The organism is Rahnella perminowiae (assembly GCF_019049695.1).
GTDB classification, from domain to species: Bacteria; Pseudomonadota; Gammaproteobacteria; order Enterobacterales; family Enterobacteriaceae; genus Rahnella; species Rahnella perminowiae.
Genome location: NZ_JAFMOT010000186.1, coordinates 138,825 through 153,038 on the forward strand (window position 1 = coordinate 138,825; position 14,214 = coordinate 153,038).

Consider the following 14,214-nt stretch of genomic DNA (forward strand, 5'->3'; position numbering starts at 1 on the left):
ATTACCGTGAACTCTACAGGGGACGCTTATGTCTTTCCTTCACTTTATTGTCAATGATGTATTAGGCCAGGCATCAATATTAATATCACTGATCGCCATGATTGGTCTGATAGCATTAAAGAAAAGCACCGGGCAAGTTATTACCGGCACATTAAAAACGCTTCTGGGTTTTTTGGTTCTGCTTTCCGGTGCCAGTATTATTGTTAATGCCCTGACCTTTCTGGGTGAAATATTCCAGAAAGGGTTTCATATGCGCGGGATTGTTACCGACGTCGGTTCTATTGCCGGTATCGCACAGCAAACCCTCGGGCGTGAAACCGCATTAATTATGGTTCTGGCGTTTATCGTCAATATCCTGATTGCCCGCCTGACCCGTTTCAAATATATCTTTCTCACCGGACAGGCCTCCCTGTGGATGGCCACGGTATGTTCCGTTATCGGGTATATGGGCGGTTTGCGCGGTACGGAACTGATCCTGACCGGTGGCATTATTGCGGGCATTATGGCCGTCGGGATGCCGGTGCTGGCTCAGCCGATCGTGCGTAAAATCACCGGTTCCGATGACATTGCACTCGGCCATTTTTGCACCATCGGTTATATCGTGCAGGCGGGTGTGGCGAAAATCACCGGCGATGTCAGTAAAAGCACCGAAGATTTCGAGCTGCCGCAATCTTTCTCTTTTCTGCAGGACACCTATCTGTCGATGATGGTGGTGATGATCCCGATTTACCTGATCCCGGCGATTGCCGCAGGGCCGGAAGTCGTCGCGCCTTACGCCAATAACGTCAACTATCTGGTCTATTCGTTCCTGCAATCCATTCAGTTTGTGGTCGGCGTTTATGTTCTGCTGTCGGGTGTCCGCCTGTTGCTGGCGGAAATCGTACCGGCATTTCGCGGCATCGCCCTGCGCATTGTCCCGAACGCCATTCCGGCACTCGATTGCCCGGTGCTGTTTCCATATGCACCGAACGCCGTCATTATCGGCTTCATTTCCACCACCATTGGCTCCGTCATCGGCATGTTCCTGTTTCCGAGCCTCGGGCTGGCGATGATTTTACCGGGCATGCTGACCAACTTCTTCGCGGGTGGCACAGCGGGCATCTTCGGCAATGCTGTCGGCGGGCGGCGCGGCGCAATTATCGGCGGCATCTTCCACGGCCTGTTTATCACCCTGCTGCCTGCGTTGCTGCTGCCGCTGCTGGGTAAGTTCGGCTTCTCGAACGTGACGTTCAGTGACTCAGACGTCATCAGCGTCGGGCTGGTATTCGGCCACATTCTTAACTTCTTCCACTAAGCGAACCGGAGAGCCTTCTTATGGATAAAAGTTTGGACACACGCATCGGACAAATTTTAGCGCAACAGATGCCGCCGCAGGCGTCGGCGAAAGCACTTAATGAACTGGGAAAACAGTATCAGGAACAGCAGGATCTGGACGCGGCCATTGCCTGCTGGGAGCAAAGCATGGCCTGTTATGGCAAACCCGGGTTTGCCCAGGCTCAGCTGATGAAAGCCTACAATGCCCGGCGACGTCAGTGCTCTGAAGCCGGTGACGGCAAAGGGTTGGAGCAATATTCTGAGAAAATCGATGCGCTGATGCAGCAAAGTAAGGATGCAATCCGCTACGGATTCTGAGGGAGCCAAAAGCCAGAACAGAGGTTCCGGCTTTTGTTTTTCACGTCTTTATTCTTCTCAATCCTTCCGTAGAATAGATTTTGCCCCCGTCGTGAGGGCCTAATAACGAAGGATTTACTATGCCGATGATCCGTTTGGAAATGTTGCCGGGCCGCACTGCTGAACAAAAACGCGATTTTGCCCGTGAAGTGACCCGCCTGGCGGTAGAAACGCTTAACTGTAAGCCTGAAAGTGTGGATGTGATAATCACTGAAATACCAAAATCACATTGGGCAAAAGGGGGCGTATTACCGGAAGAATAATAGGCGAGATTAAACGCCGTCAGCCAGCACAGAGAATGTGCTGGCTGAGCCGATCAAACGGCCAGAAACGTGATTACTTTTGCAAAGATTTCGTCCGCTGCGCAAAGCTCTTGCGCAATTTTTGCAGTTTCGGCGGGATCACCGCCATGCAGTAACGGTTCTGCTGTCCTGCGCCATCCCAGTAATTCTGGTGATAACCCTCGGCCACGTAGACTTCACCGAGCGGTTCAATGCTGGTGACAATCGGATCACTGTGATCATGTTGCGCACGCAGTATTGCCGCTTCCGCCTCTGCTTTTTGCTGGTCGTTAGCCGGGAAAATCGCTGAACGGTATTGCGTACCGACATCATTCCCCTGGCGGTTAAGCTGGGTCGGATCGTGCGTCGCAAAATGGATATCCAGTAAATCGCCGTAGGTCAGTTTTTCCGGGTCAAACCCTACACGGATGGCTTCCGCATGGCCGGTCGTGCCGGTGCAAACCTGTTCATAATTCGGATTCGGACGACGCCCGCCGGTGTACACACTTTCCACCGACTCCACGCCGATGACGTCTTTGAACACCGCTTCCGTACACCAGAAACAGCCGCCACCGAAAATAGCGTATTCGATTGTCATACAGACTCCTTCACTGAGGGGGTAGAAGAAATATGGGGACGAATAGCATTGAGATAAAGGTATGGCATTAAAAAAACAGAATGTGAAATTTTATCCCCGGTAAATGATATTATTTTGCACCCGCTTATTTCCCTGTAAATAGTGTTGATATTTCGTCTGATTGATCTGGCTTTTTTTTCGTGGCAGACTCACTGGCATTGAAATACATGGAATTCCCCTATGAAAGACGTCATTGAAGGTTTCCTCAGATTCCAGAAAGAAGCGTTTCCGCAACGCTCTAACTTATTCAAAAAACTCGCGTTAAACCAAAATCCTAAAACCTTGTTTATCTCCTGTTCTGACAGCCGGCTAGTGCCGGAATTGGTCACGCAGCGTGAACCGGGCGAACTGTTTGTTATCCGTAATGCCGGTAATATTGTGCCGCCATTCGGGCCGGAACCGGGCGGCGTTTCCGCCACGGTAGAATATGCCGTCATGGCGCTGGGCGTGAAAGATATCGTGATCTGCGGGCACTCCAACTGCGGCGCAATGAGCGCCATTGCGAACTGCACCTGTCTGGATCACATGCCGGCAGTCGCCCACTGGCTGCGTTATTCCGATGCCGCGAAAGCCATCAATGAATCCGTCGAACACGAAAACCCTGAGGCCCGCGTCAACGGTATGGTGCACCAGAACGTCGTTGCCCAGCTCAGTAACCTGCGCACACACCCTTGCGTTGCCGTCGCGCTGGCGAAAGGGGAAATTACCCTGCACGGCTGGGTTTATGATATTGAATCGGGTTCTATCGAAGCTTTCGATGCGAAAAGCGGCGCTTTTATTTCGCTGTCTGATAACCCTGAAGTCAGAGCCAGTTAATTAAAACATCCGGAACATTTGTAAATAATGTTCCGGATGATAAATCATCGACTTAAGTCTTATTATAGTGTTGTCTTCACCTCTGCCGTAATATCCCCCTGCCTGAACGACAGTTAACCGATTTCTCTTTTACGCCACAGCGAGAATAATTGATGTCTGTTATTACGTTAAACCGTCTGGCCGATTGTCCTGCCGCACAGTGGGATGCGCTGGTGCCTGCGCAGCAGCCTTTCCTGAGCCATGCATTTTTATCCGCGCTGGAAGACAGCGGCAGCCTGGGGCCACATTCCGGCTGGCGTCCGCAGCACCTTCTCTGGCAGGAAAACGGCGAAATCTGCGCCGCCATTCCCGGCTACCGCAAGCACCATTCTTATGGCGAATATGTGTTTGATCAGGGCTGGGCAGATGCCTGCCAGCGTTCAGGCATCGCTTATTACCCGAAATGGCTGGGCGCCGTACCCTTCAGCCCGGTGACCGGCGCAAGGTTGCTGGGTGAGGAATCGGCGGTGATCAATCTGTTACAGACATTGCCTGATTATCTGGAAGAGAATGGCCTGACCGGTGCGCATATTAATTTTACTGACGAACGCGCCAACCGGCTGATGGGCGATCAGGCGGTCTGGCAGCACCGTCAGGGCCTGCAGTATCACTGGCAAAACCGTGGCTACCGGGATTTTCAGGATTACCTCGACGCGCTGACGTCGCGCAAGCGCAAACAGTTTCGCAAAGAGCGGGAACAGGTGGCGTCACAAGGAATCGATTTTGTCTGGCGGGAAGGTGCGCAGGTCACAGAAGCGCAATGGGATTTCGTCTATGCCTGTTACAGCAATACCTATGCAGTTCGCGGCCAGTCGCCGTATCTGACCCGCACTTTTTTCAGCCTGTTGGCGGAAAGAATGCCGCAGGCTATCCGCGTGGTGTTTGCTCAGCAAAACGGCCGCGACGTGGCGATGGCCTTCAGCTTAATCAGCGGCGATACGTTTTATGGCCGCTACTGGGGATGTGTAGCGGAATTTGACCGGCTCCATTTCGAGACCTGTTTTTATCAGGGAATGGAATATGCGATTGCCAGCGGACTGGCGCGTTTCGACGCGGGGGCACAAGGGGAACACAAGCTGCTGCGCGGTTTTGAACCGGTGATCACCGACTCCTGGCACTATTTACGGCATCCGGGTTTGCGCGATGCCGTGGAGGATTTTCTGGTGGAAGAACGTGCCGCCGTGCAGCGCTGGGCCGATGAAGCCCGTGAAGTGCTGCCCTACCGGCACGACGTCTGTTAAGTGGGGCCTTAATCCATACCGACAAAACCGCCGGTCTGGTGTTGCCATAAGCGCGCATAAAGACCACCGTGCGCCAGCAGCTCGGCGTGATTACCCGTCTCGACAATCTGTCCTTTTTCCAGCACCACCAGACGATCCATTTTGGCGATGGTCGATAAGCGGTGTGCAATCGCAATCACCGTTTTGCCGCCCATCAGCGTCTCCAGACTTTCCTGGATTGCCGCTTCCACTTCGGAATCCAGCGCCGACGTGGCTTCATCCATGATCAGGATCGGGGCGTTTTTCAGTAATACACGGGCAATCGCAATACGCTGACGCTGCCCGCCGGAAAGTTTAACGCCGCGTTCGCCGACATGCGCATCCAGCCCGGTTCTGCCCAGTGAATCATAAAGCTGCGGGATAAATTCATCGGCACGCGCCTGACGGATTGCCCGCTGCAACTCTTCTTCCGTCGCGCCCGGTCTGCCATAAAGCAGATTATCGCGGATTGAACGGTGCAACAGTGAGGTGTCCTGCGTGATCATACCGATTTGGGCGCGCAGGCTTTCCTGAGTGACCTCCGCAATATTCTGCTGATCAATCAAAATACGGCCACCGTCGATGTCATAAAGACGCAACAGCAGATTGACCAGTGTGGATTTCCCCGCGCCGGACGGTCCGATCAGACCGATCTTCTCGCCGGGGCGAATCGCCAGATCCAGATTCGGGATCACCCGGCCACCTTTGCCGTCATTCTCTTTTCCATAGTTAAATTCAATATGATCGAAATGGATCGCACCCTGATCCACTTTCAGCGCTTTCGCCTGCGGAATATCCGTTACCGTCAGCGGCCGCGCAATGGTGTGCAGCCCATCCTGTACCATGCCGATATTTTCAAAAATACCGTTCACCACCCACATGATCCAACCGGACATATTCACGATACGAATAACCAGACCCGTCGCCAGCGCGATAGCCCCGACGCTTATCAGCGACTGCGTCCACAACCACAGAGCCAGACCGGTGGTGCTGACAATCAGCAACCCGTTCAGCGTGGTGATCGACACATCCATCCCCGTGACCAGGCGCCCTGCCAGCTGGGTTTTCTCGGTCTGTTCAGTGATCGCTTCGCGCGCGTATTTCTGTTCAAGATCCGTATGGGCGAACAGTTTCAGCGTTGTGATATTGGTGTAACCGTCGACGATACAACCCATCAGCTTTGAACGCGCTTCCGATGATTGCACCGAGCGTTGTTTCACGCGCGGCACGAAATAACGCAGACAGATACCGTAGCCAAAAATCCAGATAATCAGCGGGATCATCAGCCGCCAGTCCGCCTCGGCAAACAGGAATAACGCACTGGCGGCATAAATGACCACATGCCAGATGGCGTCCACCGCCTGCACCGCCGAATCGCGCAGCGAGTTACCGGTCTGCATAATGCGCTGGGCAATGCGTCCGGCGAAATCGCTCTGGAAAAAGTTCAGGCTCTGTTTGAGGACATACTTGTGGTTCTGCCAGCGGATCATGCTGGTCATGCCCGGACTGATGGTCTGGTGAACCAGCAAATCATGCAGCCCGATAAATACCGGCCGCAGGATCATCGCGACCGCCGCCATCCAGAGAAGCTCGCCCCTATGGTCGGTGAAAAAACTGCCCGGCGGGGTGTCCTTGGTCAGGTCGATAATCTGGCTGAGATAGCTGAACAGCGAGACTTCAATCAGCGCACCGATCAGCCCCACCACCAGTAAAATAGCGAAACTCGGCCAGACCTGGCGCAGATAATAAACATAGAAAGGCAGTACCTGATCCGGCGGCTCAACGGCCGGTGCCTCACGGAAGATGTCGATCATTCGCTCGAAACGGCGAAACAGCATAGCGGATCCCCTTTATGATATCCCTGTCGGCGTTGCTGGTTTCCATGCCATTTCAACGCCGTAAAGGGCAAAGCTTAGTGCAAATCACGGGGAGTATGGCCGGTTATTTCTTCAGCACAGCATCTTTTTGTAACAGCGACAGGACAAACGCCAGCACCATCACGCACGCGGCAATCAGATACACCGAGTGCAGCGCCGAGCCAAAGGCCTGCAAATAATCAGCACGGATGGCGGCCGGTAATTCCTGCACCGCCTGCGCACCCAGCGAGCGCGGAAGCACCGTGCCTTCGGGGATCAATGCCCCCAGCTGATCACGCAGCACATGGGTAAAAATCGCACCAAACATTGCCACGCCGATGGAACCACCGATAGAACGGAACAGCGTCACCCCGGATGTTGCCACCCCCATCTGCTTCATCGACACCGCATTTTGCACCGCCAGCACCAGCACCTGCATCACCATGCCCAGCCCGAGGCCGAGCACACCGATATAGAGATACAACATATGCACCGGTGTGCTGACTTTCAGAAAGCCCAGCAACACCATGCCAGCAAAACTCAGCAACGTCCCGATAATCGGGAAGATGCGGTAGCGCCCGATGCGGCTAATCAGACGTCCGCTGATAACCGAGCTGACCAGCAGCGCGGCCATCAGCGGCAACAGTTGCATCCCGGCTTGTGACGGCGACGAGCCTTTCACCACCTGCAAATACAGCGGCAGAAAGGTCATCGACCCCATCAGAGACATACCGATAATAAAGCTTATTGCACAACTCAGCAGGAACGTACGGTCACGGAACAGGCCCAACGGAATAATCGGCTCTGCCGCCAGCGTCTCTTCATAAATGAAGCCACCGAGGGTCACAATACCGAACGCCAGAATGCACCACAGCTGCGGATCTGACCACTGATACACCGTGCCCCCTTCGCTGGTGAACAAAATAATGCAGGTCAGCGCCGCCGCGAGATAACCCGCACCGAGAAAATCAATTTCATGGCGGATACGCGCGGTCTGCGATTTCAGGGCCACACCAATCACCAGCAGGGCGAAGATCCCCAGCGGCAGATTGATATAGAAAATCCAGCGCCATGAAATATGCTCAACCAGAAAACCGCCAATCAGCGGCCCGATAACTGTCGCAAGGCCAAATACGCCGCCGAATAACCCCTGATATTTACCGCGCTCTGCAGGCGGAATCACATCACCGACCGCAGCCATACTGACCACCATCAGCCCGCCGCCGCCCAGCCCCTGTAAAGCACGCATCAGGATCAGCTGAGTCATGTTCTGCGCCAGTCCGCACAATACGGAACCGAGCAAAAACACGATAATCGCCGTTTGCAGCACAACTTTGCGGCCGAGCAGATCACCAAACTTACCGTACAGCGGCACCACAATCGTGGAGGCCAGCAGATACGCGGTCACCACCCACGAGAGCTGTTCCATCCCGCCGAGTTCACTGACGATGGTCGGCAGCGCGGTGGAGACTATCGTCTGGTCAAGTGCGGCCAGCAACATCACCAGCATCAGCGCAGAGAACAGCAGCTTTATCGAAGGCTTCTGTTGCACTACCTCGCCTGGTGCCGAATTTATTGTCGTCATGAATGAGATCCTGACTTGTAATTAATTAACGATATAATTAATATTGAAGCATCAAACTCATCTGGTCAATGGATCATCTTTCTTATGGCAGACAGAAAAATCTCAGAAACGCCAGGATCTGCAAAAAAAGATCCCACGGCAGCCGCGCGTCGTCCGGGTCGTCCCCGCAGTGGCAAAAAAGGCGCAGACAAGCGTGAACTGCTGCTGGACGCCGCCCTGAAACTGTTTGCCCAATACGGCATCGCCGAAACACCGCTGAGCATGATCGCCAAAGAAGCTGGCGTCACTACCGCCATGCTGCATTATTATTTCAAGACCCGTGAACAGTTGCTGGACGTGATGATCGACGAACGTTTTCAGCCGGTGCGTGCCGGATTTACGGACATTTTCGAAACGCATGCCGATGACCCGCTGATGGCGATCACCAACATGGCGCAATGCATGATTGATGCGGCAGAAAAATACCCGTGGGTAGCACCGCTGTGGGTACGCGAAGTCATCAGCGAAAGCGGTATGCTGAAAAAACGCATGGAAGAACGTAACGGCGATAAAAACCGGAAAATCGTACAGGAGTGCATTATCCGCTGGCAGGCAGAAGGACGGCTAAACCCGGATCTTAATCCGGCATTGTTGTTCATTTCCCTGTTCGGCCTGACGCTGTTCCCAATGGCCTCAATGAAAATGAGACAGGGAGGCGTATCGCCCATTTCCCCCGACATGTTGCGTAAACACGTCACCCTTTTGCTGTTCCACGGCGTTGCACCGCAGAAGCCGTAAGCCGGATCACGATAAGCGCGGGTCAAGCCGCGCAACTCTCTTAATTCCCTCTTTTTTGTAATGAAAAAAACTGTGCAGACTGTTTTATGATGTAAATAAAATGTTGCTGTTAATCAGGGAATACCGTTCAACATGAAGGGAATGCCACCGTTAATTCTTGCTTTGCTCGCCAGTTCGTTAGTACTCACTATCGGGCGTGGTGTCACGCTGCCGTTTATTACTATTTATCTGACCGAGCACTATCATCTGCTGCCCAAAAGCGTCGGAATTATTCTCGGTGCCAGTCTGGCGATCGGTATTCTCAGCAGTCTTTACGGTGGCTATCTGGTGGATAAGTTCAATCACCGGACGCTGATTACCGCCTCAGTCAGCCTGTTCGGGCTGAGTTTTTTGCTGTTGCCGTTTCTGCCGGATGTGACCGGCGTACTGCTGGTTCTGGCATTGCTGAATGCCTCTTACGCCCTGCTCAGCATTACGCTCAAAGCCTGTATCGCCAGCTGGCTACCGGTGGAAAAGCGGGTGAAGGCCTTCTCAATGAACTATACGCTGGTGAACGTCGGCTGGGCTGTGGGCTCATCGCTGGGTGTCTGGCTGGCGGGTTTCAGCCCGATGCTGCCGTTTGTGATTTCCGGCATGCTGGCACTGGGTACTGTGTTGTCCCTGACGTGGGGGCTACGTAATATTCCCCATAAACCGCCACAAGCAGAACAGGAACAGCAACCCCTGCCGAAACCCAACCTTCGCCAGACACTGAGCATTCTGGCTCATGACCGTCGCCTGATTTACTTCACACTGGGCAGCACACTGGGTTCGGTGGTGTTCGGGCAATTCGCCGGTTACCTCTCGCAGTATCTGATTCTGGTGACCAGTGCGGCCTTCGCCTATAAAATTATCGGCGCGGTGATGATCACCAACGCCGTGATTGTTATCGTCTTCCAGTACGTATTAAGCAGCAGGATGAAACAAAACAGTCTGCTGAAATGGCTGCTTCTCGGTACTCTGTTCTTCATCATCGGTCTGACCGGCTTTATGACTGCCGGACAATCGGTGTTGTTCTGGGTGGTCGCAATGGCGATTTTCAGTTTTGGCGAACTGATTGTTATCCCGGTGGAATACATGTTTATCGACTTTATCGCGCCGGAAAACATGAAAGGCAGCTATTACGGCATGCAGAACCTGAGCAATCTGGGTGGCGCGATAAATCCGGTCATGTGCGGTTTGCTGCTCAGTTACGCCGCCCCGCCGGTGATGTTTATCGCGCTGATCGCCGCCTCCGCTGGCGGGCTGATATTCTTCTGGATGGGGCACAGGCTGGCGGCTAATACAATGCGCGCGCCTGCTGTTTGAGGTTCTCCATCAGCCCGATATAAGGGTGCGGGCCATAGCTTATCCGGCTGACACCCGCCGCCGTGAGATCAGCCAGCGGCGGGGTCAGGTTGCTGGTCATAATATTCACCGGCAGCGCTGATACCTCACAGAGTTCGGCAATCAGTGTCAGGTCGCTCAAACCAATGCCCACCACACCGGCCTGCAAAAGTGCGCTCAGATTATCGCGACGGTCAGCACCATAACCCGTTTCGAAATCCACCGTCAGCGGCAAACTGACAACGCAGGCAATACGTTGCACCGTCTGCAACAAACGGGCGAAAGGCATGGCTTCGCCATCCTGATAGCCCTGCGCTGCCGCACACGACCAGCTTCCGGTCGCGATGGCTTTTGCCCCCGCCTGTTCCACAGCCAGCGCACTTCCCGCATCCCAGATGTTGTATAAAATGACCGGATTGTTTTTGCGGTGAAGCTGTGAAAATGCCAATGCCTGACGTTGCTGACTCATACTCTGCTCCTCATTTAGCGGCTCAGCGCCATTCTTCTTTCGTGTTCAATCAGCCACCGCTTTCGCCATAGTCCGCCGCCATAACCGGTCAGCGAACCGTCGGCACCCATCACGCGATGACAAGGGATCAGAATTGAAATTTGGTTAGCGCCGTTAGCCCGGGCGACTGCGCGGCAAGCCGTTGCCTGCCCGATATCGGCAGCCAGCGCGGAATAACTGCGTAACTCACCTGCCGGAATGGCTTTGAGCGCATCCCAGACTTTGCGGGTAAACAACGAACCGAACTCCGCCAGCGGCGTGACGAATGTGTATTTTTCGCCTGCGAAATACGCCTTCAGTTCGTCTTCAACCTGATCAATTAGCGGATTACGGCCAAAAATGATTTCAGATGACGTCAGCTGTTTCAGCCGCTCGATTTCATTGGGCAATGCCGGACGATCAATAAACTCCAGCAGATACAGCGCATCCCCGCTGGCAATCGCCAGCATGGAGTCGATCGGCGTATCCAGCCAGTCAGCTTTCAGAAACTGATGCTTTCTGGCCTGGCTGGGATTCAGCCCGATTTGCCGGCTTATCGCCGCACGGAATCCGCTCCCGGATTCAAAACTGGCATCCAGCTGGGCGTCAATGACCGGCTCACCGCCGGCCAGCGCATCGACACCTTTGCCGATCCTGCGCAAGCGCGCCATTTCCAGAAAAGTGATGCCAAACTGTCGTTTAAAGGCCCGGCGGACAGTGGAAGGATCAACGTTCATTGCCTGAACATCCCCTTCACTCCACTTTCTTTCCGGTTCTTTCTCGAGTGCAGCAAGCAATTTCAGCACCAGCGGGTCTTTTTCTCCGCCCTGCATGAGCGGCCTGCAGCGTTTACAGGGACGAAATCCTGCTTCCATCGCGCTGACCATCGACGGGTAAAATACCGAGTTCTCACGTTTAGGCTTTCGTGCCGGACAAGTCAGACGGCAGAAAATACCGGTGCTTTTAACGCCGACAAAAGCAAAGCCGTCATAGGCCGGATCACGGGCAATCAGCGCAGCATAAAGCACATTATCGTCAGGCAAATCGAAAAGCATGATTTCACTCACAGGCGGGATACGTGAGGAAAAGCATAGGGGAATTTCAGCAGAGGAAGCGACGTTTTTCGGGCGTTGATTTAAATATTTATGACAAGATAAACCATGCCCGGCCTGATACCGGGCATGGCCATGTTTACTCCTCCAGCCCGCGATTTTTCAGCATCGGTTCAATCGACGGCGCTTTGCCACGCCAGGTTTCGTAGAGTTTTTCCAGGTCTTCGCTGTTGCCGCGTGAGAGGATCTGATCACGGAATTTCTGACCATTCTCCCGCGTCAGTCCCCCCTGTTCGGTGATACCCGCAAAGGCATCATCGGCCAGCATTTCGGTCCACAGATAGGCGTAATATCCCGCCGCATAACCGTTACCCCAGATATGCTGGAAATAGCTGGAACGGTAGCGCGGTGGCACATACGCCAGATTCACCTTGTCTTTCGCCAGCGAATCCGCTTCAAACTTATCAACATCCTGCTGCGGTGCGTCCGCGCTCAGGCTGTGCCAGTGCATATCCAGCAGCGCGGCCGCCAGAAGCTCGGTCATGTCATAACCTTTGTTGAACTTGCTGGCTTTCTCGATTTTGTCCTGCAAGGCCTGCGGCATCACCTGACCGGTCTGATAATGTTTGGCGAAGTGAGTAAATACTTTCGGATCACTCGCCCAGTGCTCGTTAAACTGCGACGGGAATTCGACAAAATCACGCGGCGTCGCCGTGCCGGAAAGGCCCGGATATTCCTGATCGGCAAACAGGCCATGCAGCGTGTGGCCAAACTCGTGGAACATCGTGATCACGTCATCCCATGACAGCAATGCCGGTTGTCCCGCAGCCGGTTTCTGGAAATTCGCCACGTTATATATCACGGGCTTGTTACCCAGCAGTTTCGACTGATCGACGTAATTACTCATCCACGCGCCGCCACCTTTATTATCGCGCTGATAGTAATCGGCGTAGAACAACGCCATCGATTTGCCATCCTTATCGAATACCTCAAAAACCCGCACGTCAGGGTTATATACTGGCAGGTCTTTGCGTTCTTTAAAGCTAATGCCATACAGCAGGTTAGCGGCATAAAACACACCGTTTTCCAGTACATTATTCAGCTCGAAATACGGTTTGATCTGCGCGTCGTCCAGATCATATTTTTCCTTACGAACCTGCTGTGCGTAATGCTGCCAGTCCCAGGCAGCCATTTTGAAGCCGCCGTTCTGTTTATCGATTTCAGCCTGGATATCGGCGGCCTCACGCTGCGCACGGGCGGTCGCTGCCGGCACAATCTTATGCATAAAATCCAGTGCAGCCTGAGGCGTTTTCGCCATCTGGTCTTCCAGCTTCCACGCCGCATAGCTCGGGAAGCCCAGCACCCGGGCCTGCTCCGCACGCACTTTTGCCAGCTTCGCAATCAGTTCACGGGTGTCATTCGCATCGCCTTTTTCAGCACGATTGACGGAGGCTTCATACAACGCTTTACGCGTTTCACGATTATCCAGCGACTGCAATAACGGCTGCTGGGTGGTATTTTGCAGCACCAGAAGCCAGGCGTTATCCAGCTTGCGGTCTTTGGCGGCCTGCGCGGCAGCCGATAATTCGGCATCGCTCAGCCCGGCCAGCTGCGCTTTGTCTTTGACCGTCAGCCCGCCTGCTTTGGTCGCGGCCAGCAATTTGTTGGTGAACTGCGTGCTGAGTGTCGCGGCCTGCTGGTTCAGCGCCTTAAGTTTATCTTTATCCGCATCAGAAAGATTAGCGCCTGCCAGTTCGAAATCCTTAAAGGTCACCTCAATCAGGCGCTGTGATTCAGGAGAAATTTTCAGACTGCTGCGCTGGTCATAGACAGCTTTCAACCGGGCAAAAAGCTTGCTGTTAAGATGGATGCTGTCATCCATTGCCGCCAGTTTTGGCGAAGTCTCTTCATCAATTTTTTGCAGCGTGTCGTTGGTGTTCGCACCGGTCATCGCACCAAAAACATTCAGCACGCGCCCGAGCATAACGCCGGATTTTTCCAGCGCTACGTAGGTATTTTCAAAGGTTGGTGGGGCAGTATCACTGGCGATTTTATCGACTTCAGCGAGTTTCTGCCGGATACCTTCGAGGATCGCCGGTTCGTAATCGCTGTCTTTATAGAGATTAAATTGTGGCGCCTGATATTCCAGCGGGCTGGGCTTCAGAAACGGATTATCGGCACTGATGGTGTTTTTCATGACGTGCTCCTGCGTTGATGCCGGTGCAGATGGGGATTGTTCAGCGGACGCGTATTGGCCGTATGCCAGAGTAATAGCCAGAAAAAGAGGAGAAAGACGCATAGGGGATTTTCCTTTACCTGAGTTCCTTTAAGTCTTTGAGCATAGTAACAGGCAGGGGATTGGGCAAAATTAAGGGGGAGAAATTTACAG

The 14,214-nt window shown here is 53.6% G+C and carries 13 protein-coding genes; 7 read left to right on the forward strand and 6 right to left on the reverse strand.

The window, feature by feature from the left end; translation table 11 throughout:
- Window positions 1–28: 28 nt before the first annotated feature.
- From J1781_RS21100 to J1781_RS21110, 3 genes are all read left to right on the forward strand, one after another.
- On the forward strand, window positions 29–1,294 hold the full coding sequence (locus J1781_RS21100; RefSeq protein ID WP_129953880.1) for a PTS sugar transporter subunit IIC: 1,266 nt from the start codon (window positions 29–31) through the stop codon (window positions 1,292–1,294).
- Window positions 1,295–1,314: 20 nt separating this feature from the next.
- On the forward strand, window positions 1,315–1,632 hold the full coding sequence (locus J1781_RS21105) for a hypothetical protein (protein ID WP_205951598.1): 318 nt from the start codon (window positions 1,315–1,317) through the stop codon (window positions 1,630–1,632).
- 119 nt (window positions 1,633–1,751) lie between these two features.
- Complete coding sequence (locus J1781_RS21110; RefSeq protein WP_129953881.1) at window positions 1,752–1,934, forward strand: 4-oxalocrotonate tautomerase; 183 nt, start codon at window positions 1,752–1,754, stop codon at window positions 1,932–1,934.
- 73 nt (window positions 1,935–2,007) lie between these two features.
- On the opposite strand, the gene msrA is transcribed toward J1781_RS21110, so the two are convergent.
- Window positions 2,008–2,550, reverse strand: coding sequence for a peptide-methionine (S)-S-oxide reductase MsrA (msrA, locus tag J1781_RS21115; RefSeq protein ID WP_129953882.1), 543 nt, complete (start codon window positions 2,548–2,550; stop codon window positions 2,008–2,010).
- Window positions 2,551–2,769: 219 nt separating this feature from the next.
- Between msrA and J1781_RS21120 the strand changes: the two genes are divergently transcribed.
- Window positions 2,770–3,405, forward strand: a complete 636-nt coding sequence (locus J1781_RS21120) for a carbonic anhydrase (protein ID WP_129953883.1) — start codon at window positions 2,770–2,772, stop codon at window positions 3,403–3,405.
- Window positions 3,406–3,557: 152 nt separating this feature from the next.
- Window positions 3,558–4,685, forward strand: coding sequence for a GNAT family N-acetyltransferase (locus J1781_RS21125; RefSeq protein WP_129991494.1), 1,128 nt, complete (start codon window positions 3,558–3,560; stop codon window positions 4,683–4,685).
- An 8-nt stretch (window positions 4,686–4,693) separates the two neighbouring features.
- Here the strand turns inward: J1781_RS21125 and J1781_RS21130 are convergent, their stop codons facing one another.
- Together J1781_RS21130 and J1781_RS21135 are read right to left on the reverse strand one after the other, a co-directional pair.
- Window positions 4,694–6,541: an ABC transporter ATP-binding protein gene (locus tag J1781_RS21130; protein ID WP_129953885.1), complete on the reverse strand. Its 1,848-nt coding sequence runs from the start codon at window positions 6,539–6,541 to the stop codon at window positions 4,694–4,696.
- Between the two features lie 103 nt (window positions 6,542–6,644).
- Complete coding sequence (locus J1781_RS21135) at window positions 6,645–8,144, reverse strand: MDR family MFS transporter (RefSeq protein WP_217219494.1); 1,500 nt, start codon at window positions 8,142–8,144, stop codon at window positions 6,645–6,647.
- Between the two features lie 84 nt (window positions 8,145–8,228).
- Here J1781_RS21135 and J1781_RS21140 point away from each other — a divergent pair, with 84 nt between their 5' ends.
- Together J1781_RS21140 and J1781_RS21145 are read left to right on the forward strand one after the other, a co-directional pair.
- The gene (locus J1781_RS21140; RefSeq protein ID WP_129953888.1) at window positions 8,229–8,921 is read left to right on the forward strand and encodes a TetR/AcrR family transcriptional regulator; all 693 of its coding nucleotides are present in this window, start codon (window positions 8,229–8,231) and stop codon (window positions 8,919–8,921) included.
- A 132-nt stretch (window positions 8,922–9,053) separates the two neighbouring features.
- Window positions 9,054–10,268, forward strand: coding sequence for an MFS transporter (locus tag J1781_RS21145; protein ID WP_217234147.1), 1,215 nt, complete (start codon window positions 9,054–9,056; stop codon window positions 10,266–10,268).
- Here J1781_RS21145 and J1781_RS21150 read toward each other — a convergent pair.
- The 3 genes from J1781_RS21150 to dcp all read right to left on the reverse strand — a co-directional run bounded on the left by J1781_RS21150 (window position 10,240) and on the right by dcp (window position 14,022).
- Entirely contained in the window at window positions 10,240–10,755 is a 516-nt protein-coding gene (locus tag J1781_RS21150) for an isocitrate lyase/phosphoenolpyruvate mutase family protein (RefSeq protein ID WP_217219492.1), read from the reverse strand. The genes J1781_RS21145 and J1781_RS21150 overlap by 29 nt on opposite strands.
- A gap of 14 nt (window positions 10,756–10,769) precedes the next feature.
- Complete coding sequence (locus tag J1781_RS21155) at window positions 10,770–11,840, reverse strand: bifunctional transcriptional activator/DNA repair enzyme AdaA (RefSeq protein WP_331252989.1); 1,071 nt, start codon at window positions 11,838–11,840, stop codon at window positions 10,770–10,772.
- A 124-nt stretch (window positions 11,841–11,964) separates the two neighbouring features.
- Window positions 11,965–14,022, reverse strand: coding sequence for a peptidyl-dipeptidase Dcp (gene dcp / locus J1781_RS21160; protein ID WP_377425147.1), 2,058 nt, complete (start codon window positions 14,020–14,022; stop codon window positions 11,965–11,967).
- Window positions 14,023–14,214: the final 192 nt, after the last annotated feature.

Coding starts and splice junctions, on each gene's coding strand:
- J1781_RS21100 (WP_129953880.1), top strand. CDS start 29: ATGTCTTTCCTTCACTTTATTGTCAATGATGTATTAGGCCAGGCATCA.
- J1781_RS21105 (WP_205951598.1), top strand. CDS start 1,315: ATGGATAAAAGTTTGGACACACGCATCGGACAAATTTTAGCGCAACAG.
- J1781_RS21110 (WP_129953881.1), top strand. CDS start 1,752: ATGCCGATGATCCGTTTGGAAATGTTGCCGGGCCGCACTGCTGAACAA.
- msrA (WP_129953882.1), bottom strand. CDS start 2,550: ATGACAATCGAATACGCTATTTTCGGTGGCGGCTGTTTCTGGTGTACG.
- J1781_RS21120 (WP_129953883.1), top strand. CDS start 2,770: ATGAAAGACGTCATTGAAGGTTTCCTCAGATTCCAGAAAGAAGCGTTT.
- J1781_RS21125 (WP_129991494.1), top strand. CDS start 3,558: ATGTCTGTTATTACGTTAAACCGTCTGGCCGATTGTCCTGCCGCACAG.
- J1781_RS21130 (WP_129953885.1), bottom strand. CDS start 6,541: ATGCTGTTTCGCCGTTTCGAGCGAATGATCGACATCTTCCGTGAGGCA.
- J1781_RS21135 (WP_217219494.1), bottom strand. CDS start 8,144: ATGACGACAATAAATTCGGCACCAGGCGAGGTAGTGCAACAGAAGCCT.
- J1781_RS21140 (WP_129953888.1), top strand. CDS start 8,229: ATGGCAGACAGAAAAATCTCAGAAACGCCAGGATCTGCAAAAAAAGAT.
- J1781_RS21145 (WP_217234147.1), top strand. CDS start 9,054: ATGAAGGGAATGCCACCGTTAATTCTTGCTTTGCTCGCCAGTTCGTTA.
- J1781_RS21150 (WP_217219492.1), bottom strand. CDS start 10,755: ATGAGTCAGCAACGTCAGGCATTGGCATTTTCACAGCTTCACCGCAAA.
- dcp (WP_377425147.1), bottom strand. CDS start 14,022: ATGAAAAACACCATCAGTGCCGATAATCCGTTTCTGAAGCCCAGCCCG.